This is a genomic window from Geothrix campi (assembly GCF_024609265.1).
GTDB classification, from domain to species: Bacteria; Acidobacteriota; Holophagae; order Holophagales; family Holophagaceae; genus Geothrix; species Geothrix campi.
The window spans coordinates 392853-417405 of record NZ_JANHMP010000002.1 but is presented as its reverse complement, the minus strand read 5'-3'; the positions used below and the strand labels follow the sequence as shown (position 1 = coordinate 417405).

19 protein-coding genes and 1 pseudogene are annotated in these 24553 nt (G+C 63.4%); 5 read left to right on the top strand and 15 right to left on the bottom strand.

The features are described 5' to 3' along the window. Window positions 1-8 precede the first annotated feature (8 nt). Entirely contained in the window at window positions 9-2216 is a 2208-nt protein-coding gene (locus NOV65_RS11040; protein WP_257306513.1) for a cell envelope integrity TolA family protein, read from the top strand. 20 nt (window positions 2217-2236) lie between these two features. Here the strand turns inward: NOV65_RS11040 and NOV65_RS11035 are convergent, their stop codons facing one another. The 3 genes and pseudogenes from NOV65_RS11035 to NOV65_RS15625 form a co-directional block, all read right to left on the bottom strand. After that, a complete protein-coding gene (locus tag NOV65_RS11035; protein WP_257306512.1) occupies window positions 2237-3961 on the bottom strand; it encodes a hypothetical protein in 1725 nt (574 codons plus the stop codon). Between the two features lie 24 nt (window positions 3962-3985). Continuing rightward, window positions 3986-4156, bottom strand: coding sequence for a hypothetical protein (locus NOV65_RS11030; protein WP_257306511.1), 171 nt, complete (start codon window positions 4154-4156; stop codon window positions 3986-3988). 219 nt (window positions 4157-4375) lie between these two features. Continuing rightward, window positions 4376-4561: pseudogene (locus NOV65_RS15625) on the bottom strand (helix-turn-helix domain-containing protein); the annotation flags it as partial. Between the two features lie 444 nt (window positions 4562-5005). On the opposite strand from NOV65_RS15625, the gene NOV65_RS11025 reads away from it, so the two are divergent. After that, window positions 5006-6187 carry a tyrosine-type recombinase/integrase gene (locus tag NOV65_RS11025; protein ID WP_257306510.1) on the top strand — a complete coding sequence of 394 codons (1182 nt, stop codon included), beginning with the start codon at window positions 5006-5008 and terminating at the stop codon, window positions 6185-6187. A gap of 396 nt (window positions 6188-6583) precedes the next feature. Further along, a complete protein-coding gene (locus NOV65_RS11020; protein WP_425250851.1) occupies window positions 6584-8584 on the top strand; it encodes a transglycosylase domain-containing protein in 2001 nt (666 codons plus the stop codon). A 156-nt stretch (window positions 8585-8740) separates the two neighbouring features. On the opposite strand, the gene NOV65_RS11015 is transcribed toward NOV65_RS11020, so the two are convergent. From NOV65_RS11015 to NOV65_RS10995, 5 genes are all read right to left on the bottom strand, one after another. Beyond that, the gene (locus NOV65_RS11015; protein ID WP_257306508.1) at window positions 8741-9178 is read right to left on the bottom strand and encodes a TPM domain-containing protein; all 438 of its coding nucleotides are present in this window, start codon (window positions 9176-9178) and stop codon (window positions 8741-8743) included. A 25-nt stretch (window positions 9179-9203) separates the two neighbouring features. Further along, window positions 9204-9935, bottom strand: coding sequence for a TPM domain-containing protein (locus NOV65_RS11010; protein WP_257306507.1), 732 nt, complete (start codon window positions 9933-9935; stop codon window positions 9204-9206). A 12-nt stretch (window positions 9936-9947) separates the two neighbouring features. Next, the gene (locus NOV65_RS11005; protein ID WP_257306506.1) at window positions 9948-10559 is read right to left on the bottom strand and encodes a LemA family protein; all 612 of its coding nucleotides are present in this window, start codon (window positions 10557-10559) and stop codon (window positions 9948-9950) included. A gap of 124 nt (window positions 10560-10683) precedes the next feature. Continuing rightward, a complete protein-coding gene (locus NOV65_RS11000) occupies window positions 10684-12384 on the bottom strand; it encodes a sodium:solute symporter family protein (RefSeq protein WP_257306505.1) in 1701 nt (566 codons plus the stop codon). A gap of 105 nt (window positions 12385-12489) precedes the next feature. Next, a complete protein-coding gene (locus tag NOV65_RS10995; protein WP_257306504.1) occupies window positions 12490-15009 on the bottom strand; it encodes a PIG-L family deacetylase in 2520 nt (839 codons plus the stop codon). Window positions 15010-15118: 109 nt separating this feature from the next. Between NOV65_RS10995 and NOV65_RS10990 the strand changes: the two genes are divergently transcribed. Then, window positions 15119-15973 carry a hypothetical protein gene (locus NOV65_RS10990; RefSeq protein WP_257306503.1) on the top strand — a complete coding sequence of 285 codons (855 nt, stop codon included), beginning with the start codon at window positions 15119-15121 and terminating at the stop codon, window positions 15971-15973. Between the two features lie 15 nt (window positions 15974-15988). Here the strand turns inward: NOV65_RS10990 and NOV65_RS10985 are convergent, their stop codons facing one another. Further along, window positions 15989-16753 (bottom strand): slipin family protein, encoded by a 765-nt coding sequence (locus NOV65_RS10985; protein WP_257306502.1) that lies wholly within the window; start codon window positions 16751-16753, stop codon window positions 15989-15991. After that, window positions 16750-18027, bottom strand: coding sequence for an NfeD family protein (locus NOV65_RS10980; protein ID WP_257306501.1), 1278 nt, complete (start codon window positions 18025-18027; stop codon window positions 16750-16752). Before NOV65_RS10980 ends, NOV65_RS10985 begins: the two co-directional genes overlap by 4 nt. Before the next feature lie 181 nt (window positions 18028-18208). On the opposite strand from NOV65_RS10980, the gene NOV65_RS10975 reads away from it, so the two are divergent. Beyond that, window positions 18209-19081: a radical SAM protein gene (locus NOV65_RS10975; protein WP_257306500.1), complete on the top strand. Its 873-nt coding sequence runs from the start codon at window positions 18209-18211 to the stop codon at window positions 19079-19081. A 41-nt stretch (window positions 19082-19122) separates the two neighbouring features. Here the strand turns inward: NOV65_RS10975 and NOV65_RS10970 are convergent, their stop codons facing one another. The 5 genes from NOV65_RS10970 to NOV65_RS10950 form a co-directional block, all read right to left on the bottom strand. Then, window positions 19123-21228, bottom strand: coding sequence for a xanthine dehydrogenase family protein molybdopterin-binding subunit (locus tag NOV65_RS10970; RefSeq protein ID WP_257306499.1), 2106 nt, complete (start codon window positions 21226-21228; stop codon window positions 19123-19125). Continuing rightward, window positions 21225-21701 carry a (2Fe-2S)-binding protein gene (locus NOV65_RS10965; RefSeq protein WP_257306498.1) on the bottom strand — a complete coding sequence of 159 codons (477 nt, stop codon included), beginning with the start codon at window positions 21699-21701 and terminating at the stop codon, window positions 21225-21227. Before NOV65_RS10965 ends, NOV65_RS10970 begins: the two co-directional genes overlap by 4 nt. Before the next feature lie 174 nt (window positions 21702-21875). Then, on the bottom strand, window positions 21876-22055 hold the full coding sequence (locus NOV65_RS10960) for a hypothetical protein (protein WP_257306497.1): 180 nt from the start codon (window positions 22053-22055) through the stop codon (window positions 21876-21878). Next, window positions 22052-24223 carry a ferrous iron transport protein B gene (gene feoB / locus NOV65_RS10955; protein WP_257306496.1) on the bottom strand — a complete coding sequence of 724 codons (2172 nt, stop codon included), beginning with the start codon at window positions 24221-24223 and terminating at the stop codon, window positions 22052-22054. The genes NOV65_RS10960 and feoB overlap by 4 nt, the downstream gene beginning before the upstream one ends. Then, on the bottom strand, window positions 24223-24468 hold the full coding sequence (locus tag NOV65_RS10950; protein WP_257306495.1) for a FeoA family protein: 246 nt from the start codon (window positions 24466-24468) through the stop codon (window positions 24223-24225). Before NOV65_RS10950 ends, feoB begins: the two co-directional genes overlap by 1 nt. Between the last annotated feature and the right edge of the window lie 85 nt (window positions 24469-24553).

Genomic DNA, 24553 nt, shown 5'->3' with positions numbered 1-24553 from the left:
ATGGCTGAATGGATGCCGAAGGACGAGATAAAATTTCCGCACAGTCATTCAGCCGCACATTTGAGAAAATGTGTAACTTCATCGCCGTCTCTAAGACGGGCGACCCGAGGGCCACGGTTCGAGGACTTATCACTCTCTGTCTTCTGGAGCTTAAAGACGACATTTTTAATGACAAAGATGATTTTTTCTCAGCAATTGAGACCTTATTCGGCCTTGTTATCCCTAAAGATCAGATTGAATCTGCGCTTATAGAACTTGAAAGAACTAGAATTATATTAAGACTTGGAAATACCAATTATCGCCTATCTCCTAATGCACTAGAAAGCATTAAAAAGGCGGTTGATGACGCTCAGGCATTAGAAAATAGAGTAAAAGACGGTTGGGTCGAGCAGTTGAAGTTAACATACCCGAATATTCCAGAGATAGATGCTCTTAAAGTGCTTCACAATTATTTATGCATTACATTCCGTCGTCATGGCATACAAACTGCGGCATTAATTGATCCAGGAGTAGACTCTCCTTCGGAGTATGAAGAAAGTTTGAGTAAAATTCTGCATGATGTAGTAGCGGATAACAAAGATTTACCTAAACACCTTCATAAGGATATGATTCGAGCGGTTGGTGATTTCATGGCGTCATTAGGAAGTGATGCTGATCGTTCTAAATATATTGCACAAATTGCAGATGGAGCATTTAATTTTTATACGTTAGAAGTTCCAGATGATTTGTCACAACAGTTACGGCAACAGTTGCACGACCTCACTTTGTTTCTTGATACAAATTTCCTTTTTGGCATCCTGGATCTGCATTACAACACACAAGTCCAAGTTTCTCACGACTTATTAAATGCAATCTCGAAACACCACTTGCCTTTCAAACTTCGCTTTCATATTGATACAGGCAAAGAGATGGCGAACACTATTGCCCACTACGGGGCGATATTGCGGTCACGCACATGGACACGGTCACTGAGTAGGGCAGCGTCGGTAAGTCGAAATTTATCTGGTATAGAACAGAAATTTCATGAAGAAAATTCAACAAATTCGATAGATGTTGATGAATTTTTAAGACATTTTGAACATTTTGATCACCTATTGCAAGAAATGAATATCAAACCATTCCGGCCGCATGAGGAGCGGATGGAGGCTCGGAGCACGCTGTTTCATGACTATCAAGATTTCCTGAGAGCCCACGGTCGAACAGAGAAGCCATATGAAATCATCATGCATGATGCAACGCTTTTAGAGGAAGCTCGGAATCTACGGACCCTTGCCCCTTCAAGTTTGGAGGCTGGCGCGTTGGTAGTTTCTTGCGATTATTTCCTTTACCGTTTTGATTGGGAATCAGCTCGACGCAATGGACACAGGGCCTGCGTTCTCCTTCCCAATATCTTGTGGCAGATACTTCGTCCTTTTGTTCCATCGGACCAAGATTCTGATAAGGCCTTTGCTGAGACCTTCGCATTACCCCAGTTCAGGGCAATTGGAAGCGGCGGAAGCAAGGCCTGCTCAAAAATGCTTCAAATTCTTGCTACATACAAAGATGTGCATGAAGAAACCGCAATGAAGATGTTAGCCAACGACTTATTATTGGATCAGTTAAAAACAACGAAAAATGATGCACAATTTGCAGAGCAAGTTGAAGTTGCCTTTGTGGAAGAAAACTCAAACCTCATGGAGGAGAAGGCTGCTCTAGAAAGGGAGATGCTTTCACAAAGGGCCCTTCTTGAAGAAGAGAGACAAAAGCGCTTTGAAGAGAATGCAATGCATGCTGAAAAGCACAAAAAAATGAGTAAAGAACTTGGGTCGGTAGAACAAGAGTTGGAGAGAACAAAGAGGACCCTCGTTGAGCATGGGAATGCGGCATCTGAAGCCAACCAGCGTGCCGAAAGAGCTGATGCGGCAACCAAAGAAGCTCAAGATGCTGCGACCAAAGAAGCACTTGAAAAGCAGGCGGCTGAGCAACATGCGTTCAAAATGAGTATCCTGTCAGGATTTTCAAGTGGAATATTGGGAGTCATACTGTTTATGGCATTTACCCATCTACAGCCATGGATTTGGTTAATTAATCATGATAATAGTATTCCCATACAAATTGCAATTTCACTCATGATCCTTTTTGCATTCCTTGGGGCCATGGTTAAACCTTGGCGAAAATGGTGCTTTGGAGTCGGGGTTTTTTCCCTGTTTTGTGGGGTATTACTCAAACTCATATGATCGGGGCACCATTCACATATTCAAGGTGTTGCTATCACCCTGGATATTCGGGCAAGGGCTTGAGCACAAAGGAAGAGCATGTGGGCACTCTGCCAGACATACGGCTGCTGTCGATTGACGCCCAAGTCTTCAAGCCGTTGCTCAAGGTTCGTAGCAGGCAGATGGGCATCACCTAAACGCAGGTCGTAGATGCAGAATAATGGAGCCATGATCTGCCTTGCGTCTGGTTCGGTAACCATAGTCACCAAGAATTTTTCGAGAAGTTTTAAAGACCCAAATGTTCCAGGATTCATTACAACCATCTTCAGTGAATCTTTATTCAAGCTATCCGCGGTAAGGCGGGCAATATCTTTCGCCAAGGCTAATAATCCAGGCCAATCCATGCCATCAAAACGACTTAACCTGGAAAGAAGATCCGATTGAATATCGTGATCCACAAAGAGCTTAAGGCCCGTTTTTTTCAGGAAGACCTGTTCGGTCCCTGTTAACGCCTCCGAGAAAAGCGTTTCTGGCGCCCGTGAATCAACAAATTGCCCGACCACCTGCATCCGGTGCAACTCAGAGGGCAACCCTCCCTCTGGGCTTACGTTGTATGCAGACCAAATGCGCTGTTGCCAATTTGGCAGGTATGAAATGTCTTTCGCGTAAACGGCTATCAATCCTGTTCGATTAAGCCCAAAGACAACGTCGCCATCCGGAGAGCAGCTTACAGAGCCTGTTTCCCTGGTGTTCCAGGTCAATGAGCCACCGCGTCGATTCGACAACGCGGGGATTACTCCTGGCCGGAACCAGATCCAACGCCCCCCGGCCTCAAGGTCACTACTCGCGACTTCTCCGCCGCTAGCCCCTACTACAAAGTTAATTGGAGACTCCTTGTCCCCTCTCACCCGCGTGCTTACGACACCTGGTTCAACCCACTCGGTTTTCCATAGTTGGCCGCAAATCCTATGACAGGCTGCTTTCCTTCGAAATGTTTCCTTACTTGTCTCCATGGGGTCGGAGTGGCTTACCCTTGGGTCATCCTCATTGGGGTTCACGTCTGGGCGGGTGATGTGGAGAATCGCAATGTCACCCACCGGCATCCCTTGTGCGTCTACTCCGGTTACATGTCCGGTCCATCGCCCGCCTGGGAAGGCTTCTTCTGCGGAATTGCCTTCCCAAGTGATCCCATCGGCCTCTTTTCGAATTTCAACACGTTCTTGATAACTCAACACGCAGAGCCCCAGCTTCCTGGCGCAAAGGTAATCCTTTAGCAGATCTTGTCGGATCTCAATCAATGTAGGTCGCCCTGTCGTATCAGTTTTCAATCGGACGGCTTCTCTATAATCCTCGGCAGGCCTGACCCAGGAATCACCTTCCCTTAGAAGGCCAAGGGCAAAGACAAGATCTTGGTCTAGGTGCCAAATATTGTGTTTTTCACCTGCTAATCGCTGCTCTAGGACCAACTCAATGCCACATGGCCTTCTATAGAATGAACGGAGGAAGCCTGTGGGGGTATATCGATTCCTCTCAGCAATCGGTCCCGAATTGGAGCCACAAAATGAGTCCCATTGCATCTCCTGGGCCCTGATTTTCTGGCGTTCATGGATCGCAAGGGTGTGGATGCCGAGGTAGTCTTCGATTCTCCCTAGGCGCCCTTGGGTGCCTACTTCCCTAATGTATTGTGAAGACCTCAGAGGAATCCAAACCGAATTTGAAAACGTAATTTGTTTGATTCCAGAAAATTCAAACCAAGATTGCTCCATGCCATTCCTCGCAAAATTGAAGTTCTAATCCTCCAAACCGAGGACCCATCTGGCTTTCACATCGAGCGCCTCAGCCAAGGCGAATAACAGCTCTGCCGACGGGCACGCCCGGCCTGCTCTAACCTCTTCAAGGAGGACCGACCCAAGCACCTGCTTGATTGGGTCCTCCCCCTTCATCTTCACGAGTTCCAGCACGCGTTCACGAGCGGACTCCAACTTCACCTGACGCCCAAGGCGAAGCATAGAAAGCGGCATGGCGGCCCCTGGCCGAGTGCCCAAACCAAAAATCCCAGGGTCGGTGGCGGTCCCAAACCCAAGCCCGGACTTGACACCCTTCGCCGCTGCCTTGGCCTCGTGGGTTCTTGCAGCGCTCGGCACAGGGGGTTCTCCATCACCAGTCAGCAGCCACCGTGCGTCACAGGGGAACATCGCTGCGATTTTCTCAAGCCTAGGGGTGGGAGGCACCCTCACACCTGCGAGGTAGTCATACAGCGTTCCACGGTGGATCCCGAGGAGGGCGGAAAGGGCCGAGGGCCCACCTACCTGGTTCGCCAGGATTTGAAGGCGGTCTTGGATGGAAGGACTGCGTTTGGAGCCCACGAGATACTCCCTAATACGACGCAATCAGAATGGTCACGAAAAATACCCTTGTCAAATTAGGATGTATTTCGTAGTATTTTGAAGCATCAAGGGAGTGCGACGTGGCCATCCTGAACATTCAAGCAGCCCAAGCCTGGATTGGCGAGCTACTTCATCGCTCCGGCCCGGTATCAGGGAGGACTTGGCGGGGCATGGTGGACCAGGGGCTGCCGGTCGGGCTGATCGCGGGATCGCCCTTCGTTTCGACCGATGCCGTCATGGCATGGCTTGAAGCCAGGGCCGGGTTACCACTCGCCTCCGCACCGCTGCGGACACAGACGCCCAGGCGCCGGGGACGCCCTACTAAGAGCGGTAGGTGAACGGCAGGACGCGGATCAGCCCACCGGCCACTTGACCGCTTCCCCCGACAGTCATACCCCTCCACCCTTCCTGGATGCCAAACATATGGGTTACACCAAGGGCCTGAAGCTGATCGGTGGGAAGTTCCACTATCGCTTCAAGCACAACGGTCAGTTGCTGCGAGGGTCCACGGGGTGTTCGACCCTCCCAGACGCCCAAAGATGGCTGAACAGGTATCGAGCTAAGTTGGCCTTTGAGGGCATCGGGATCCGGGATATGCCTTCCCTTGGGCAGCTCTTGATCGAGTGGATGGAGACCGCAAGCGCTACCAACCAGCCGGGTCAGATCGCGTCAATGAAAGCCGCCCTCCAAAGGCACTGCAAACACCTTCTACCCCTTCCCATCGACCAACTGACCACGGAGCGCGTCCAGGCGACGTTACAACTCTACGTGGCCACAAATGGGCGTGGACCTGGTCGTCAAGGGCACACCAGGGGCGGAGCCAATGCCCTACGACTCCGCCTCAACACCTTGATGGGCTATGCGATCCGGTGCGGCTACCTGACCAAGAAGCCCTATCAGGTGAAAAAGTTCAAGGTCCAGCAGAAGCCGCGTCCCGTGGTTAGGACAAGGCAGGCCAAGGCGTTCCGCGAAGCCCTGGATCGAATCGGGCGCTCCGTAGATCGGAAACTGGCCATTTGTATGATGCTGGGCCTCGGGCTCCGTGAAAGTGAGGCTCTCGGGATGCGGTGGGACCTGCTTGATCTTCGACAAGGCAATCTCTTCGTGGGCCGCATCCTAGATGGGGAGTTCTACACGAAGGGAGGAGAAGCGCGGAACCTAGCCATCCCCGGATGGCTCCTGGAGCGCCTTCTCGCCCACTGGAAAGCTGCGGGGAAGCCGAAGAAGGGTCTGGTGTTCCCCGGGCCTGTAAACCCTGATACCAAGGAGCGGGACCCGCACTCCCCCGGCTACACGGCCCCCTTGGTCCGGCGCATCGCGCAGGAGATAGGGCTTCCTGGCCTCACGCCCCACCGAATGAAGGCGTCGTTCGTCTCGGCACTCGTATTGGAAGGCAACATCCCCCTGCCCCAGGCCCAACGGATGGCTGGTCACAAACACGTCGTAACGACCATGCGCTATGTCGAGGGTGCCGAAGAACACAAGGACGCCGTCGATGTCCTTGAACGCCTTCAGCGGCTCGGCAAGGGGGTGCCCAAAAGGGAAACGAAACGACGGGTAAAGCCCCCGCAGAGGCAGCAGGATCGGGCATCTTCCACGGAGTAATGCTGGGGCTCATAACCCAAAGGTCGCAGGTTCAAATCCTGCCCCCGCTACCAATGAAATGTTGACCGGAGCCGAGTGCTCCGGTTTTCGCGTCCGCCCATAACGGACGGGCAGGATTTGGACCTGCGAGTGGGATGTGGAGGACGCGACTAGATGTCGCGTCAGGAGCAGACCGGGGACCGCGCAGCGGGACCAGTTCAAATCGTGACCGCATGAGCCGGCGCGACAGGCGGGGAGCGGCAAACACCTGACGGCGCGGGGGTGGCCGGAAATCGAGCCGTTCTCGCTTTCCGACCATACTGTTCGGGGCGTCAACCCGCCGGTGATGGCCTACGTGGTTCGACCACGTGCGAAGGCAGATGAAGATGTGCGTGGATGCGTAGATCGGGTGAAGGAATGGTTCTGACCTTGTCCCATTTGAAACAAACCCGCAGGGGCTGTTGGAGTCGTCCGGTGCTCCTGGTGCTGGGTTTGGTTCAGGGCCTGGCTGCCCTGGGCCAGCAGACCCAGAACAACTTCGCGACCTGCCCCCTGCTGCCGGCTGGGATCAGCTCGGTCACGGTGCTCGACAGCCATGGCAGATACGTGGGCCGCATTCCGCCCCAAAATCGCTACTGGGTCCCTCTGGAACGGATTCCCAGCTTCCTTCAGCAGGCGTTGTTGGCCGTGGAGGATGCCAGGTTCTACGAACACGGCGGCATCGATTACCGGAGCGTCGCCCGGGCCGCGGTCAAGGATGTGCTCAAGGGAAAAATGGCCGAAGGCGGCTCGACCATCACCCAGCAGCTGATCAAGAACAAATACCTGACCTCGGCCCGGACCCTGGACCGGAAACTCGAGGAAGCCAAGCTGGCTCTGGAGTTCGAGAAGCGGTACACCAAGCCCCAGATCCTGGAGATGTATTTCAACGAGATCTATTTCGGGAACGGCGCCCAGGGCATCGCCCAGGCGGCCCGGCTCTACTTCGACAAGAGCCCGGAAGAACTGACCGAGGGCGAATGCATCCTCCTGGCGGGCGTGCCGAAGAATCCGAGCCGCTACAACCCCTTCGGCAAGCCGGTGGAGGTGGCGGGACGGAGGGATGTCGTCCTCAAGCGCATGGAGGACCTCCAGCTCATTTCGTCCCAGCGGAAACGGGCACTCCAGGCCCACGGCGCCGCCACACGTCCCCTGGGCCAGGCTCCGCAGTACCTGGCCCAGATCCGGGCGCAACTGGCCGGACGCCTGGGGGCCGAAGCCGTCGAGCAAGGGGGTCTGGAGGTGATCGCCGCCCTCGATCTGGACCTGCAACGTCAGGCTGAACGGACCCTGCGGGATGGCGTCAAGCGCCTCGCCCCCGGGCTGCAGGGTGCTCTGGTCTGTCTGGATCCCACCACAGGCGACGTCCTTGCCGCTGTTGGGGATATGGATGGGGTCCAGAACGCCATCAACCGGGCCTTCATCTCAAAGCGCCAGCCTGGCTCGGCGATCAAACCCCTCATCTATGCGGCAGCCCTGGAGAAGGGCGTCACGGCGGCCAGCCTCTGGAGCGATGAACCCGTGGCCTACGACGCCGGGAATGGCCGGGTCTGGAAACCCCAGAACTACGGCCGGGAACAATTTGGCGAGCTCTCCCTCAGGCAGGCCTTGGCCCACTCCGACAACATCATCACGGTGAAGGTGCTGGAGACCGTCGGAGTGCCGGCCTTCGTGGATCTCGCCGGGAAGATGGGCCTCTCGCTGCATGCCCAGAACGGCCTCTCGCTGGCACTGGGTACGGACGAAGTCACCCTGAAGGACCTGGTGCAGGCGTACACCCCCCTGGCCACCGGTGGCATGAAGGCCGAGGCCAGGACCATCCTCCGGATCTATGACCGCAAGCGCCAGACCTGGATCGAGAACCCGCCGGTCGTTTCCCAGGTGCTGTCTCCAGCGGCTTCCTTCATCACCACGCAGATGCTGAAGGATGTCCTGACCTACGGCACCGCCAAATCCCTTCGCCCATTCAGCCAGGCCCATCCCTCCGCCGGGAAGACGGGGACCACGGACAACTACGTGGACGCCTGGTTCGTCGGCTATACCCCGAACCTGGTGACGGGCATCTGGATCGGGCACGACCAGCCCAAGCCTGGAGGGCAAGGGTTCACGGGAGGAGCCGTCGCAGCGCCGATCTGGGAACGATTCATGAACAAGGTCGTGGCCTCGCGGCCAGAAATGGATTTCCCCCGGCCGGAGACCGTCGTGACCTGCCGTATCGACCCCACCACAGGACTCCTGGCCCGGGAGGAATGTCCTCAAAAGCTGGATGAGTTTTTCATCTCTGGCACCGAACCAACGGAAAACTGCACCGCCCATGGAGAAGTGCCGACCCAGCCCGGGGATCACCCAGCGGGCCCAGTTCAAATCAGAGAACGGTAGGGCTGAACCTTCCCAGCTTCGGGTTATGACCCCATGGCCGGTAAGCCGCGGTCGAGGGGCCAGGGTGCCGCTCTTCCCCAGAGCCAGTCCAAGAACGCGGTGGTTTTGCGATTCCCGTTCGTGCCAAGTGCGGCAGGGCACTCATTTCAGGACGCCTCACTGGAAATCGACACCATCCGACAGCTCGTTGCGGTCCGCGGCTCCGGCGGAGGGGAAGTGGGTGGCTAGGCTGTCTCCCACCATGCGGATGCCTTCCACCAGGCCCTCGGTGAACGCCCCCTGGCGGAAATGGGAGGAAAGGCAGGTCGACACCTCGTTCCAGAAGGCCTGGCCGACCTTTTCGTGGATGCCGGTGTCGCCCAGGATGGCGAAGCGCCGGCGGCTGGGCACCAGGAAGATGAGCACCGCATTGCGGTCGGCGGTGTGCGCCATGCCGAGGCGGCGGAAAGCCTTGCCCGCCGTCTTTTCGACATTCCCCCAGAAAAAGGGCGCCACCGAAACCCGGATCTCTCCCGAGGTCACCTGTTCCGCCGCCCGGATGGCCGCCACAACCTCCGCCTGATCCACGCACTTCCTCAGACTTCTGCGGCTCATACCCACCATGGGGACCCTCCGTCTCTCACCATGATCCCGAGGCTCCGCCGCCCCCGGAACGGCCGCCGCCTCCGGACCAGCCGCCATCGCCACCGCCGCCGCTGCCCCGCCCCCCGGAAAGGATGTTGAACAGGAGCCAGATGGCCATGCCTGGATGCGTGACGGCCAGCACCAGGAACGCCAGGCCCAGGATCCCGATGAGGATCCATCCACCCAGCCCAATGGGTGGGCTGCCCCGTCGGCCCTGGTCCTGGGGTTCCCGGGCCGAGGCATCCCCGCCGACCACCTTCAGGATGCGATCCACACCCTCGTTCAGGGCCCCATCGGCGTCTCCGGCCTTGAGGCGCGGCAGGATGGTCTCGCGAATGATCCGGGAGGCCAGGATGTCGGGCACCTGCCCCTCCAGGCCATAGCCCACTTCGATGCGGACCTTCTGATCCCCCGTGAACACGAAGAGGACCAGGCCATCGTCCAGTCCCTGGCGGCCCACCTTCCAGGCGGCGAAGGCCCTCACCGTCCAGTCCTCCAGGGGATCCCCCCCGGTGGTGCCGCCGATCCACACCAGCACCTGGTGTCCGGTGCCCGCCTGGTAGGCCTTGAGGCGCTGGTCCAGACCTGCCCGAGTGGCCGGGGAAAGCAGGTTCGATCCGTCCGTCACCCAACGCACGGGCGGGGGCGGCGGAACCGCCTGGGCCCCCAGGCACAGCCCGCCCCAGAGGCCCGCCAGCAAACCGATCAGGACAAGAACTCGCCGCATGGGAACGGGTGGCTAGAAGGCGACTTTAGGCGCCACGTCAGCCCCAGCTTGGGCCTTGAAGTAGGCCCGTTCCCGGAACCGGTCGCCAAAGAACCCCGCCACCAGGACCGTGGGAAAACTGTTGCGCCGGGTGTTGAAGGCCTGGGCCGCCTGGTTGAAGCGCATGCGCTCCACGGCGATGCGGTTCTCGGTGCCTTCCAGCTGGGCCTGCAAGTCCCGGAAATTCTGGGTGGCCTTGAGGTCGGGGTATTTCTCCACCACCACGAGCAACCGCGACAGCGCCGAGCCCAGGCCCTCCTGGGCCTTCTGGAAATTGGCCATGGCCTCGGGGGTATCCGGCACCTTGCCGCCGGTGGCAACCTGGCCCACCTTGGCCCGGGCCTCGGTGACTGCCTGGAACGTGTCCTTCTCGAACGCCGCGGCGCCCTTCACTGTTTCCACCAGGTTCGGGACCAGGTCGGACCGACGCTGGTAGACGTTCTCCACCTGCCCCCACTGGGCGTCCACGGCCTGGCTGAGGCTGTTCAGGCTGTTGTAGGACCCCACTGCCCCCAGGCCCAGCACCACGAGCAGCAGCACCACCAGCCCGCCGCACCCCAACGCGATCTTCGCGCCCAATCCCATGGCCCCTCCTTAACGGAACACCAGCAGGATACCTTCGAGATCCACCCACCACCTGTTAGTTCCACACCTCCCATGAGATTCCATGGCGCCGATTCGCTGAAGAGGCGAGCCGCCAGGCTGGATATCAAACCGGATCCGGGACGGCGTCCGGCCTTCCAAACCAGCTGAACCCCCAGGCCAATCCCACCACCGCGAGGCAACCGATGAGGTTGTACCAGAGGAATGAGATGTTCGTGAATTTGAAGCAGAGCAGCACGCCGGCCTCGGCGACGAGGGCGGCGTAGAAGGCCGTGCCGCCGCGCACCCGCTTGACGTAGAAGGCCGTGATGAAGATGCCGAGGATGGTGCCGTAGAACAGGGACCCGAGGATGTTCACCGCCTCGATGAGGGAGCCCAGACGGGCGGCATACTCCGCGAAAGCCATGGCGAGGCAGCCCCAGGCGAAGGTGGCGATGCGCCCCACCCACACTTCGCGCGCGCCCCTGCTGCCGCCGATGAGGCGCCGCCACAGGTCCACCACCGTGGTCGCGCCCAGGGCGCTGATCTCCCCGGACATGGAGGACATCGAACCAGAGAACACGGCGGCGAGCACGAGGCCCACAAGCCCGGCCGGGAGGCTGCTCAGCACGTAGGCGAGAAAGATGTAGTTGATGTCGCTGGGATGGGTGCCGGGATTGGCCTTCTCGATGATCGCCAAGCCCCGCATCCGCACCGTTTCGCTCTCGGCCTGCGCCTGCTGGAGCTGCTGCTTGGCCGCCGCGATCGTCCTGGCATCCCCGGCATGCCGGGCGGCCACGAAGGCCTCGGCCCGCTGACGCTGGACGGCCCGCGCCTTCGCAAAGTCCACCTCGGTGGCGCGGTAGGCCGGCGCATCTGGACTCGCCATGACCTGTTTCACGGGGCCCGGGTTGAAGAAGAGCGGCGGCGCGTTGAACTGGTAGAAGGCGAAGACGAACACGCCGAGCAGCAGGATGAGGAACTGCAGGGGCACCTTGACCATGCCGTTCAGCAGGAGGCCGAGGCGGCTCTGGGTGAGGGAGCTGCCCGCCAGGTAGCGCTGCACTTGGGACTGGTCCGTGCCGAAATAGGACAGCATGAGGAAGAAGCCGCCGATGAGCCCGGACCACAGGTTGTAGCGGTTGTTGAGGTCGAACCGCAGGTCGATGGCATTCAACCGCCCCAGCCCGCCGGCCACATGGAGGGCATCGCCGAGGCTCACGTGGGGGGGCAGGCGGTGGACGGTCATCACGCCCGCCAGGATCATCCCGAAGGCGATGATCACCATCTGCGAGGTGTGGGCCCAGGCCACCGCCCGGGTGCCTCCCACGACCGTGTAGGTCATGACCAGCAGGCCGACCAGGAGGATGTTGGCGTGGATGCTCCAGCCCAGCAGCACCGAGAGGACGAGGGCGGGGGCGAAAATGGTGATGCCCACGGCGAGGCTGCGCTGGATCAGGAAGAGGCCCGCGGCGAGGAGTCGGGTCTTCAGGTCGAAGCGGTCCTCCAGGATTTCGTAGGCCGTCGATACCTTCAGGCGGTGGTAGAGCGGAAGGGCCGTGATGGAGAGGACGATGGCCGCCAGGGGCAGGCCGAAGTAGAACTGCACGAAGCGCATGCCATCCACGTAGGCGAGGCCCGGCGTGGAGAGGAAGGTGATGGCGCTCATCTGCGTCGCGATGATCGAGAGGCCGATCAGCCACCAACGATGATCGCGTCCACCGCCGATGTAGCCTTCTCCTGTGGTGGCGCCGCGCCCCTTGTAGAGCCCCCAGCACACGACGAACAGCAGGGCGCCGCCCAGTACGAACCAATCGAGCCGGGTCATGAGAAGGCCCAGGAGAAGAGGCGGAAGCCCAGGATGCAGAGCAGCAGTTCGCCCAGGACCAGCAGGTAGAGGCGCTTCCAGGTTCCGAGGAGGGGCGGGATTCCCTCAGCCATGGGGGTGCCCCAGGGCCAGGAGATTGGCGAAGAGGCGGGTGGCGCCCGGCACCCCATCGGGGAGCTGGCGGAAGAAGGAGAGGCCGGTGTACACGTAGTGACCCTTCCCGTAGCCAGCCACGATCAGGGCCCCGCCATCCTCAGCTTCGCCGGGGTCGGCCATGCCCATCAGGGCCGTGTAGTGCGTATCCCAGCCTTCCGCGTGATAGAGGCTCCGCTCCTGCACCCAGCCGTCGAAATCCTTCGCGGTGATCTCGTTGGGCCAGTGGAAGACGGGGTGCCCGGGCTCAAGGAGGTGGACCGGCACGGTCTCAACGGTGACGCGCTTCCTTCCCACCTTGAAGGGATAGGGACCGATCGCCTCCGTGACCATGGCGGCATTGATGCCCGGGAAGCCGGTGTTCACGGTGTAGAGCACCAGCTCGGTGCCGCCCGCCGCGACATAGGCGTGGAGGCGCTCCTTGAGGGTGTGGAGGGCCGGGCGGGTGTTGAAGGCGCGGATGCCCAGCACGATGGCATCGAACCTGCCGAGGTCCTCCCGGGCCAGAGCCTCGTCGGTGAGGAGCTCCACCTCGTAGCCGATGCGGCGCAGGGCCAGGGGAATGTCATCGCCGGCCCCCATGACGTAGCCGATGCGGCGGCCATCGTGCTTCAGGTCGAAACGCTCCAGGCGCACTTTCGCGGGCGGCAGGAGGGTCTGCAGGGGGATGTGTGGATGGTCCAGCTTCACGAGGCTGAGCGCAGGCGTGAAGCCAGTGCCGGTGTCCACCTCAGCACGGAGCTCTCCGGAAGCCGTCGAGGCGGGTGGCGTGAGCCGGAAGGCCAGTTCCCGTTCCTCCCCGACGCGGGTCAAGGTGAAGGCCTGTTCAGGCGGGTCCACCTGCCACCCGGCCGGCGCCGGAAGGCGCACCCGCCCCGAGGTGGCGGAACCGCCCGCCATCACCTTGAGGCGCACCTCCTTGGCCAGCGGGTCCTCGAAGACCTGCACGGGATCCGCAAAGGTCACGAGGGCGGCGGGGACCACCGCCAGGGGTTGATACCGCTCACCAAGCACGGGATCCCGGAAGCGGAACTGCACGGGCACTCTGACCTCGAAGCCGCCGTCGGAAGTGGTCAGCCGGGCCCGGAGGCGGAACGGCGCCGGGGATTCGGGAAGGCCCGCCCAGGCCTCGGCGCCGGGGCCGCCCAGCCAGTGGGGCTGGCTCAGAGGCGTCTCCTTCGGCACGGTGATGGTGAAAGCTTCCTTCCGTGGAGCGTTGTCGGGCAGGGCCTTCCCATCCTTGCGGAGCTCCAGGACCTTCACGCCTTCGGGCCGGACGGATTCCAGGGCCAGGGACTCGAGGGTCAGGGGGCTGCCGCCGCGCGCCAGCAGGGCGACAGCCACGGTGAGCTGGTCCCCGGGCGCCGTCCTCTGCCGGTCGGCGATGGCTTCCACCCAGAGGCCGGCGACGGCCCGGATCAGCTCTTCCAGATCCGCAGCCTTGGCCTGGATGAGCGGTTCCGCCTGGGCGGCTGGAGGCAGGCCTCGCAGGTCCGCCAGGGCGCGCACCAGCTGGGGCAGGATGGCGGCAGGTTGATCGAGGCGGAACCCCTGGCGGGCCTCGCGCAGGAGCGCGGCAACGCCGCGGGTGCCGGGGAAGCGGGACCAGCTGAGGTCGATCCCTTCAAACGGGTCGGTCTTCGCGGGACGGCCCGCCAGCAGTTCGAAGGTCTCCACCCGCCGCCCCCGCTGGGCCAGCACGCCGAAGCCCTGGCTGCGATGCTGGCTCCGGCTCTCGGCGGCGAGTTCGCCGTAGGACCGGCCGAGCAGGGGATCGAAGGCACCCACGTCCAGCGAGAGGCTCTTGGCGGGTGGCGCGGGGGCATCGTCGGTGAACAGGTAGTGGTTCCACAGCAGTCGCGTGGCCTGCCAGGGGCGCAGGCCCGCTCGAAGCTGCTCCGGGAAGCGAGTCGGATCCGCAGCGGCCTTGAAGGCTTCGATGGCGAGCAGCGCGGAGGCGGTGTGGTGGCCATGCCCCGCCCGGGCGTCTGGGGGGAACCGTGTGAGGATGACGTCGGGCTCGAAGGCGCGGATGGTCCGCACCACCTCCGCGAGGACCTTGTCGTGGTTCCACACACGCAGGGATTCTTCGGCGGTCTTGGAATAGCCGAAGTCCACCGCCGATGTGAAGAATTGCTCGGCCCCATCGATGCGCCGCGCGGCCAGCAGCTCCTGGGTCCGGATGGCCGCGAGGCCGTCTCCCAGTTCCGGGCCGATGAGGTTCTGCCCGCCGCCGCCACGGTTCAGGGCGAGATAGGCGGTGCGCAGGTTGCGGCCCTTGGACAGGGTGGCGAGCACGGCCGTGTTCTCGTCATCCGGGTGGGCGGCGATGTAGAGGACGCTACCCACGGTCTGGAGACGGTCGAGCTGCTTCCGCAGATCGGCCGCGTCCCGCACGGGGACCTGGGCCTGGAGCCAGGGTACCAGGGCGGCCACTAGGACGATGACGAGGCTCCGGCACTGGATCTGCATGGGCTACCGCCCGCGGCCGGCGGAGGGAGGGAAGACACACGCGGAGGGACCTGGATGCATGGGGATTCCTTGGACGGAAGGGCCAGCATAGCGCCAGGCCCGATTCTCCATGGAAGAGAAGATGGGAGACGATGTGCCGACAGGAGATATCCTCAATCCAAGGCTGCCGGGTCAGCGACCCGTACTCAACCCCTGGCCGCCCTTCCCCCTTTCGCCCATGTTCATCACCCTCGGCCGCCTCCCGGACCATCCGACCGCCATCGCCCGCGCCGCCAGGCTTGCGGGTTTGGCCCCGGCGGATGGAGCCCGCCTGCTCGCGGGCACCTTCCCGCGGATCCTCCTTCGAGTCGCGACGGAGCCCGATGCCCTGATCGCGGCCCTCACGGCGGAGGGCTTCCTCGCCTGGGCCTCGGATCCGGCCGAGGTGACCACTGATGCGCGCCGGGTGCTCGTCCGGGACCTCACCTGGACGGCGGACGGCTTCCTGGCCCAGGACGCCCAAGGGGCTTCCCACGCCTGTCCGTTCACCGCCGTGCGCCTGCTTCAGCGGGGCGCACGCACCCACACATCCACCGAAATCGAAAAGACGACCACGCGGCAGTTGAGCCTGGGCCGGGCGGTGCTCAGCGGCGGCATGATGCTGACCAAGAAGGTGACGCAGACGACGGAGCGCACCACCCACGCGAAAGAGCCCTTCCTCCTGGTGCAGCGCCAGGACGGCGCGCCGGACCTGATCATGTACGAGCACCGCCTGAGCTACCAGTGCCTGGGCGCCGAGATGGGTCCGGCCACCCTGGCCAACCTCGGCTTGCTGACGGCGCGGTTCCAGAAGCTCTGCCCGCAGGCCCCCCTGGATGACCGCGTGGGCCGCCCGGGTTTCGTGGCGGGCCTGCCGTTGATGACGGCCGATCCGGTGGATTTGGGGCTCTTCCTGGTCTCCGAGGCGCGGTACCGGGGCTGCTGATGAAGGACCGGCGCCCTACCCCTTCTGGATGAAGGGCCGGAAGAGCTCGCTCGGCAGGGGGATGAAGCTGGTGGTGTTGTGCTCGCTGGAGATCTCCACCATGGTCTGGAGGAAGCGCAGCTGGAGCGAGATGGGCTGCTCCGCCATCATGGCGGCGGCCTGCACCATCTTCTCCGCGGCCTGGAACTCGCCCTCGGCGTTGACGACCTTGGCACGCCGTTCCCGCTCGGCTTCGGCCTGCTTGGCCATGGCGCGCTTCATCCCATCGGGAAGCACCACGTCGCGCACCTCCACGGTGCTCACCTTCACGCCCCAGGGCGCGGTCTGGCGGTCGATGATCTCCTGCAGCTGGACATTGATCTTTTCGCGATGGGCCAGCAGCTCATCCAGCTCCGACTGGCCCAGCACCTTGCGCAAGGTGGTCTGGGCGATCAGGGAGGAGGCCTTGAGGAAGTTCTCGACCTTGACCACCGCCGACTCTGGATCTACGACGCGGAAGTAGACCACGGCATCCACGGTCGCAGGGACATTGTCGCGGGTCATGACCTCCTGCTTGGGCACATCGATGGTGACCACGCGCAGGTCCATCCGCACCATGCGATCGATGAAGGGGATCAGGAAGATCAGGCCCGGCCCCTTGGCGCCCTTGAGCTTGCCCCACCGGAAGATCACGCCCCGTTCGTACTCGCGCAGGATGCGCGCCGCCTGGGGCAGGACGATCAGTCCCAGCGCCAGAAGCACGGCGATCCAGGGGCCCAGGTACAACAGGAATTCGTTCATGATTGCTCCTCCTTGGAAGTCCCCATCGATTTCACCGTCAAGGTCAACCCGTTCAGTGCGACGATCTCGACCGCCTGGCCGGCCGCGATGGCCTCGGCGCTGACGGCATTCCAGTACTCGCCCTCGATGAATACCTTCCCGCCCGCGGGATCGATCGGCTCCACGGCCGGGACGACCCGGCCCAGCATCGTCTCCGCGCCGGCCCTGGCGGGAAGCCGCTGGGCGCGGATGCCCGCGCCGGCCACGAAGATGAAGAACAGGGCCGTGACGACGGTGGCGGGCACCATCCACATCAGCGACAGGCGCAGATAGGGTTCACCCCGATCGAAGAGCATGACCAGGCCGAGGAAGAAGGCGATGACGCCGCCGGCCGTGAGCACGCCATGCGTCGGGGCGAAGGCGTCGATGGTGAACAGCAGGATTCCCACGGCGATCAGCGCCAACCCGGTGACATTCATCGGCAGCACCGAGGAGAGGTACAGCAGCAGCAGCAGCGCGATCACGCCCGCCACGCCCGGCAGGATGGCCCCGGGACTGGTCAGCTCACCGATGATCCCGTACACCACGACCAGCATCAGGATCAGCATCACCTGGGGATGCGCGATCATCTGGAACGCCTTCTCCCGCGGTGACATCGGGATCACGACGAGGGTGGCCCCGGCGGTCTCCAGCCTGCGTCCCCCCGCCTCCCTCCCATCGAGGCGCTTCAGCAGGTCGGGCATGTCCTCGGCGATGAGGTCCACCACGTTCATCTGGAGGGCCTTCTCGGCGGTAAGCGAGGCACTTTCGCGCACCGAGGCCTTGGCCCATTCCACATTGCGATGCCGCTTGCCGGCGATGGCCTCGAGGTAGCTGGAGGCGAAGTTCTCCAGCTTCTGCTTCATCACGTCGTCCTGCTTCTCCCCGCCGGTGCCGATGCCGACTGGATGCGCCGCTCCGATGCTGGTGGAGGGCGCCATCGCGGCCACGTCGGCGGCCATGGTGATGAAGCAGCCCGCGCTGCCGGCCCAGGCCCCCTGGGGCGATACGTACACGACCGTGGGGACGGGTGAGCGGAGGAAGCTCTGGATGATCTCCTTCGTCGAATCGAGGAGCCCCCCCGGCGTATCAAGTTCGATGATCAGGCACTCGGCCTTCTGGCCGGCGGCCTCTCCGACGGCCCTCGCGAGGTAGCTCGCCGTCGCCGGGCCAATGGTCCCCTGCACCCGCGCCACACCCACTCGCCGTTCCACGGTCTGGGTTCCCCAGGCCACCTTGGGCGCCAGCAGGGCCATCAGGGCGACCAAAGCGACAAGCAGCAGACGGACCGCCGCGTATCCCAGCGGCACTGAAGGTGCATCGGACCCGACCCTACCGCGACCTGCTCGCATGGAGACCTCGCGGGGACGGCATCATTCTACCAGGGGGGTATGCCCCTTTTGGCGCCGACCCGGCCTGCTGCGGGAGAATGTCCTCATGCGCTACGACGAGCCCCTCTTCCGCCCGCCCAGCGAGGCCGAATCGTTCATTCTCCAGGCCACCTTGGGCTGCTCGTGGAATGCGTGCACCTACTGCGCCATGTACCGGGACAAGCGCTACCGGGTGCGCCCCCTGGAGGAGATTCTGGCCGACATCGGCGAGGCCGGCGCCCGGTTCGCCGAGGACGTGCGGCACGTCTTCGTGGCCGACGGCGATCCGCTGGGCATGGACCTCGGGATGTGGGAGCCCATCCTGCTCGTCCTGGCCTCTGCCTTTCCCCGGCTCCGGCGCGTCAGCACCTATGCCACGGCGCGCAACCTGCTGGAGAAATCACCCCAGGAGCTGGAGCGCCTCCGGGCGTTGGGGCTTTCGCTGCTCTACATCGGCCCGGAGTCGGGCGATGACGTGACCCTCCACCGCATCGCGAAGGGGGCCACGGCGGCAGAACATGTCGAAGCGGCGCGCAAGGCCCGCGCGGCCGGCATGGAGCAATCGCTGATCTTCCTGCTGGGCGCCGGCGGCCGGGAGCGCAGCGAGGTGCATGCACGGGCTTCCGGGCGTCTCGCCACGGCCATGGATCCGCGCTTCCTTTCCACGCTGACGCTGACTGTGGTCCCGGACACGCCCCTGGCCAACCTGGAGGGCCACGGACGATTCGAACTTCCCGATATCCGTGGATTGCTGACCGAGTTGCGCTGGTTCGTGGAGGAGGCTCATCCCAGCGGCGCCATCTTCCGTTCCAACCACGCCTCGAATTACCTGCCCATCGGCGGCCGCCTGCCCCGCGATCGGGAGGCCATCCTGGCCGCCATCGACGCGGCGCTCGCGGGCCGAACCCCGCTGCGGCCGAAGTGGGCACGGGGGCTGTAGGAGCTGCGGGGGTTCTGCTGCCTGGGTTCGGCCGCGTCGTGTCAACCGTGCGCCAGGGCGGCCTTGACCCGCTCCGGCGTCATGGGGAGCTGGAACAACCTCACCCCGATGGCGTCATGGATGGCATTGGCGAGGAGGGCGCCCATGACGGTGATGGCTGGCTCCCCGCCGCCCTGGGCCGGGACATCCGGGTTGTCGATGAGGATGGTCTCGATCTTCGGAAGCCAGGAGAAGCGTGGGATTCCGTAGGTGTCGAAGTTCTTCTCCAGCACGTCACCGCCCTTGAACCGGACCTCCTCGGAAAGCGCGGAACCCAGGCCCATGGTGATGCAACCTTCCATCTGCTGGAGGGCCCCATCGGGGTTCACCACGACCCCCATGTCCTGCGCCATGACCACCCGCTTCACCTGCACCTGCCCGGTGGCCTTGTCCACGGCCACTTCGGCCATGGCGGCCACATAGGTGCCGCGGTAGACCGCGCAGGCGAGCCCCACGCCCCGGCCGCTGGGTGCCGGCTTGGCTGCCCAGCGGAACCTCTCGGCGACCTGGTTCAGCACGCGGGTCATCCGGGGATCCGAGAGATTCTCCAGCCGGAAGGCGAGGGGATCCCGGCCTGCCAGCGTGGCCAGCGCATCGATGTGCGACTCCCGCGCGAAGCCGTTGGTGTTGGCGGACGGCGCGCGCCAGGGGCCGATCCCGAAGGGGTGCATGCCCGGAGGGTTTCCGCCCTGCCAGCTGCCCGCGGAAGTGGTTCGCTGGTGAGGGATGGCATAGAAGGGCTTGGCCTCCCGCTCCCCGGCCCCCACCACTTGGCCGTCCCAGAAGGTGATCCGCCCCGAGGCGGAGAGACCCGCACGGAGCTTGACGACGGCGGCGGGGCGGAAGGTGTCGTGGAAGAACTCCTCGGCGCGGTCCCACACCACCTGCACCGGCACCCCGGCCGCCCGCGCAAGGCGGGCCGCCTCCACGGCCTGAGGGCCGGAGCTCTTGCCTCCAAAGCCACCGCCGACGTAGGGCGTGATCACCCGCACCTTCTGTGTGGGGAGGCCGAGGGCCCGGGCCACTTCGGTTCGTACGATGAACGGCGCCTGGGTACTGGCCCAGACTGTGGCCTTCCCATCGACGAACTGCGCCACGGCCGAGTGGGTCTCGATGGGAGCATGGGCCACGTAGCTGTTGAGGTAGGTGGCTTCGAGCGTCCGGGTGGCCTGGCGTGCTCCCGCCCGCAGATCACCAGCCTCGTACACCAGCTGGGCCGGTGGGGCGGTCTTCAGCAGGTGGTCGAAGATGCTGGTGTCATCGGGGCCTGCCTCGGGATGGCTGAAGTCGGCCTTGATGACCCGCCGGGCCTGGGTGGCCAGGTCAGGGCGCTCATGGAGCGCGGCGAGCAGGTCGCCCTCGCGCACGATGCGGACACCGGGTATCCGCTCGGCAGCGCCCGTGTCCACCCGCTGCAGCTTCGCGCCGTGAATCGGCGGCCGCAGGACACACGCGTGCAGGGTGCCGGGCAGGCCGGTATCGGCGGCGTACTTCGCCCGGCCGGTCACCTTCTCCTGGGCGTCCTTGCGCGCCACGGACTTGCCGACGAGACGGAAGGCGGACACCGGCTTCACGGTCACCTTCTCCAGGTGGCGCTCGATCTGCCGCCCCTGGACGAGTTGCCCGTAGCTCACCTGCCTCTTGGGATCGCCGATCACCGAGATGACCCCATCCTTCACCTGCAGACGTTCCGCCGACACCGACCATCTCTCGCCCGCCATCTGGAGCAGCACGGCGCGGGCCTCGGCCGCGGCGCCACGCAGGACAGGGCCGAACTGCCAGATGCTCAGGGAGCCGAAGGTGCCCACGTCCCAGGGACAGAGGTCTGTATCGCCCATGACCATGTCCACCCGTTCCAGCGCCACGTCCAGTTCCTCGGCGAGGAGCATGGCCAGGGCCGTCATGGCCCCCTGGCCCAGCTCCACCTTGCCCACCAGGCAGGTGACGCGGCCATCGGGACCGATCCTGAGGTAGGCATTGAAGTCCTTGGGATAGCCCGGCCGGGCGGCGGTCCGTTCCGACTCCTGCGCCTGGAGGGAGCCTTCGAGCGGGAACCAGAGCACCAGGCCCACGGTGCCGGTGGCCAGGAGGAAGTCGCGGCGCTTCATGCCGCACCTCCCTTCCGGGACGCCACAGCCTCGATGGCGTCCAGGATGCGGACATGGGAACCGCAGCGGCAGAGATTTCCTTCCAGGTGCTGGCGGATCTGGTCGCGGGTGGGCCGTGGCTTCTTGAGCAGCAGCGCGTAGGCGCTCAGGATCATGCCGGGCGTGCAGAACCCGCACTGGAAGGCATGGTGGTCGAGGAAGGCCTGCTGCAGCGCGTGGAGGCGGCCGTTCTTCGCCAGGCCTTCGATGGTGGTCACCTGCTTTCCGGCCACGGCCTTGAGGGGAACCGAACAGGCGCGCACGGCCTCGCCATCCAGGAGCACCGTACAGGCCCCGCACAGGGCTTCGCCGCAGCCGAACTTGGTGCCCGTGAGTGCCAGGTCGGAGCGCAGCGCCCACAGGAGCATCCGCCCATCATCCGTGGTGAGGCTCACGCGCTTCCCGTTGAGCCTGAAGGGAATCGGCTTGATCATGGGCACCTCCGGCCGGGCCGCACGGACGGTGCATCCACGGATGGGGCAGTCCTCCGGAAGGCGGCAGACGGAAATACCGGAGGGACCCGGAATGGACCGCACGTGCGCAGCACTGTCCACCCGACCCGGGTCGGGTGTCAACCCCGGCTGGGAGTTCAGGGCCCGGGGACGGGCTCAGGTTCGCGGATGGCTGGAGGACGGGTGGGCCGGGGCCTGGAAGGGGCACCGCTTCGAACAGGTGCCACAACCCGAGGCGCACCCGTCCTTTTCCCTGAAATCCTGGATGATGCCCCACAGGAACCAGAGGGCTGCAGCACCCGCCATGGCGGCGGCGGTCAGGAGCTGGAGACTCATGCGAACCCCATCCAGCGGCCGGCCACCACGGTGACCCAGGCCAGGCCCCAGCCCAGGACCAGGCCGTAGGCAACCGTGAACCCTGCCCAGCCCCAGCTCCCCGCCTCGCGGCGGATCATGGCGATGGTGCCCAGGCAGGGTGTGTAGATCAGGGTGAAGACCATGAAGGCCAGGGCCGTGAGCGGGCTCAGGCCCGAGTTGTCGCGCAGCGCCACCTGGAGCGGGCTGAGGCGCTCGCCCACCTTGGGCTCATCGCTGGCCTGGTGGATGACCGCCATGGTGGAGACCACGATCTCCTTGGCGACGAAGCCCGCCGTGAGGGCGATGACATCCTTCCAGGCCTCCGGCCGCTTGTGGTCCGGGTCGAGGATGGGCTGGAGAAGCGGGGACGCCTTCTGACCGAGCCGTGCCGCGAGACTGGTGTTCACGATCCGGCTCTCGTGGGCCAGCTGGAGGGCCTTCAGACGATCCTCGGTCTCGGCCGCAGGGAGTTGCAGAGCCTGCACGGCCAGTCGCTGGTCCTGGTACTGGGCCGTCCATTCCCCGTTGGCGATGCCGGGGTAGCGGGACAGGAACCAGATCAGCGTGGCGCCCGCGAAGATGGTGGTGCCGGCCCGGGTAAGGAAGATGGAGCCCTTCTCCCACATGTGGATGAGCGTGGCCTTCAGGACCGGCAGCCGGTAGGGCGGCAGCTCCATCACGAAGGGCGAGCTGGGACCGCTGAAGAGGGCGCTGCGCAGCATTCGCCCCATCAGCACGGCCAGGCCCAGGCCCAGGAAGTGCATGCCGATGATGGCGAGGGCGGCCTTGAAGGGTGTGAAGAAGGTCCCGGCGATGACGATGTAGACCTGGAGGCGCGCCGAACAGCTCACCAGGGGCGTCACCAGGATCGTGATGAGGCGGTCCTGGGGGCTTTCGATGGTGCGGGCGGCCTGGATGGCCGGCACGTTGCAGCCGCTGCCCATGATGAGGGGGATGAAGCTCTTCCCGTGGAGACCCATCACGTGCATGAGGCGATCCATGATGAAGGCCGCCCGGGCCATGTAGCCCGTGTCCTCCAGGAAGGCGATGCAGCCCATGAGGATCATGATCACGGGCACGAACACGATCACGGCGCTGACCCCGGGGATCACGCCATCCACCAGCAGGCTGGTCAGCTCGCCGGCGGGCAGACGGGCCCCGGCGAAGTCCGACAGGGCCTTGAAGCCCTCCGCGATCCAGTCCTGGGGGATCTTCCCGAGAATGAAGGACAGCGAATACACCAGGGCCAGGATGCCCAGGAAGATGGGAATTCCCAGCCACCGGTGGGTGAGCAGGGCGTCGAGGCGGGCCGTGGGCGTCTTCCGCTCATCCGCCGCCGAGGCCACCTCTTTCACCAGGCCGTGGGCGAAACCGTAGCGGCGCTCCGCGATCAGTGTCGCGCCGTCAGCGCCCAGATGGGGCTCGAGAAAAGCGAAGCTCTTCGCCAACTGCTGCCCGATGGCCTCGCTGGCGTGGCTCTCGGCCACCTTCCGCTTGGCGTCGGCGTTGTTCTCCAGGAGCTGCAGGGCCAACCAGCGGGGGGGCATGGAGGCTTCCAGCTGTTCGTCTCGGCTGATCTCCGTGGCGAGCTTGCCCAGTTCGCCTTCGATATCGTGGCCGTAATCCACGGTGATGCGGCGGCAGCGAGTGGATTCACCCCGGGCCAGGGTCGCCAGCAGGGCCTTGAGCTCAGGAATGCCCTGCTCCCGGTTGCCCACGGTGGGGATGACCGGGCCACCCAGCAGGATCTCCAGGGCCGGCAGGTCGATGCGGACGCCGCGGTTTTCGGCATCGTCCACCATGTTCAGGACGAAGGCGACGGGCTTGCCCAGCTCCAGCAGCTGGGTGCTGAGGTAGAGGTTCCGCTCGAGGTTCGAGGCGTCGAGCACGTTCAGGACCAGGTCCACCTCGGGGGAGGCCAGGAACTGGGCCGCCACGCGTTCATCCGCGCTGCGGGCCGCCAGAGAGTAGGTGCCGGGAAGGTCCACCACCTCCAAGGTCAGGCCGTCCTGCTCGAAGGACCCGCTGCGCCGTTCCACCGTGACGCCGGGCCAGTTGCCCACGTGGTGGCGGGCCCCCGTGAGGGCATTGAACAGGGTCGTCTTCCCGCAATTGGGATTGCCCGCCAGGGCGATGGTGAGGGACATCAGGCCACCCGATGGACGAGGATGCAGGCGCTCTCGTCCCGTCGCAGCGACAGGTGGTAGCCCTTGATCACGAGTTCCATGGGATCGCCCAGTGGGGCCAGCTTCTCGACCCGCAGGCGTACCCCTCGGATGAAGCCCATCTCCAGCAGGCGCTGACGGATGGGACCCTGGGCCTCCACCTGCACCACCTCCCCCTGATCCCCCGGCTGGAGGTCGCTCAGAGGGATTAATAGATTTTGAGTCATAATCTCAACTCCGTGATCCAGTCTAGCCCATCACCAGGGTGCTACAAGGTCCAAGTCAAAGGATGTGATCTCCGTCTAAACTGGA

Coding starts and splice junctions, on each gene's coding strand:
- NOV65_RS11040 (WP_257306513.1), top strand. CDS start 9: ATGGATGCCGAAGGACGAGATAAAATTTCCGCACAGTCATTCAGCCGC.
- NOV65_RS11035 (WP_257306512.1), bottom strand. CDS start 3,961: ATGGAGCAATCTTGGTTTGAATTTTCTGGAATCAAACAAATTACGTTT.
- NOV65_RS11025 (WP_257306510.1), top strand. CDS start 5,006: ATGGGTTACACCAAGGGCCTGAAGCTGATCGGTGGGAAGTTCCACTAT.
- NOV65_RS11020 (WP_425250851.1), top strand. CDS start 6,584: ATGGTTCTGACCTTGTCCCATTTGAAACAAACCCGCAGGGGCTGTTGG.
- NOV65_RS11015 (WP_257306508.1), bottom strand. CDS start 9,178: ATGAGCCGCAGAAGTCTGAGGAAGTGCGTGGATCAGGCGGAGGTTGTG.
- NOV65_RS11010 (WP_257306507.1), bottom strand. CDS start 9,935: ATGCGGCGAGTTCTTGTCCTGATCGGTTTGCTGGCGGGCCTCTGGGGC.
- NOV65_RS11005 (WP_257306506.1), bottom strand. CDS start 10,559: ATGGGATTGGGCGCGAAGATCGCGTTGGGGTGCGGCGGGCTGGTGGTG.
- NOV65_RS11000 (WP_257306505.1), bottom strand. CDS start 12,384: ATGACCCGGCTCGATTGGTTCGTACTGGGCGGCGCCCTGCTGTTCGTC.
- NOV65_RS10995 (WP_257306504.1), bottom strand. CDS start 15,009: ATGCAGATCCAGTGCCGGAGCCTCGTCATCGTCCTAGTGGCCGCCCTG.
- NOV65_RS10990 (WP_257306503.1), top strand. CDS start 15,119: ATGGAAGAGAAGATGGGAGACGATGTGCCGACAGGAGATATCCTCAAT.
- NOV65_RS10985 (WP_257306502.1), bottom strand. CDS start 16,753: ATGAACGAATTCCTGTTGTACCTGGGCCCCTGGATCGCCGTGCTTCTG.
- NOV65_RS10980 (WP_257306501.1), bottom strand. CDS start 18,027: ATGGCCCTGCTGGCGCCCAAGGTGGCCTGGGGAACCCAGACCGTGGAA.
- NOV65_RS10975 (WP_257306500.1), top strand. CDS start 18,209: ATGCGCTACGACGAGCCCCTCTTCCGCCCGCCCAGCGAGGCCGAATCG.
- NOV65_RS10970 (WP_257306499.1), bottom strand. CDS start 21,228: ATGAAGCGCCGCGACTTCCTCCTGGCCACCGGCACCGTGGGCCTGGTG.
- NOV65_RS10965 (WP_257306498.1), bottom strand. CDS start 21,701: ATGATCAAGCCGATTCCCTTCAGGCTCAACGGGAAGCGCGTGAGCCTC.
- NOV65_RS10960 (WP_257306497.1), bottom strand. CDS start 22,055: ATGAGTCTCCAGCTCCTGACCGCCGCCGCCATGGCGGGTGCTGCAGCC.
- feoB (WP_257306496.1), bottom strand. CDS start 24,223: ATGTCCCTCACCATCGCCCTGGCGGGCAATCCCAATTGCGGGAAGACG.
- NOV65_RS10950 (WP_257306495.1), bottom strand. CDS start 24,468: ATGACTCAAAATCTATTAATCCCTCTGAGCGACCTCCAGCCGGGGGAT.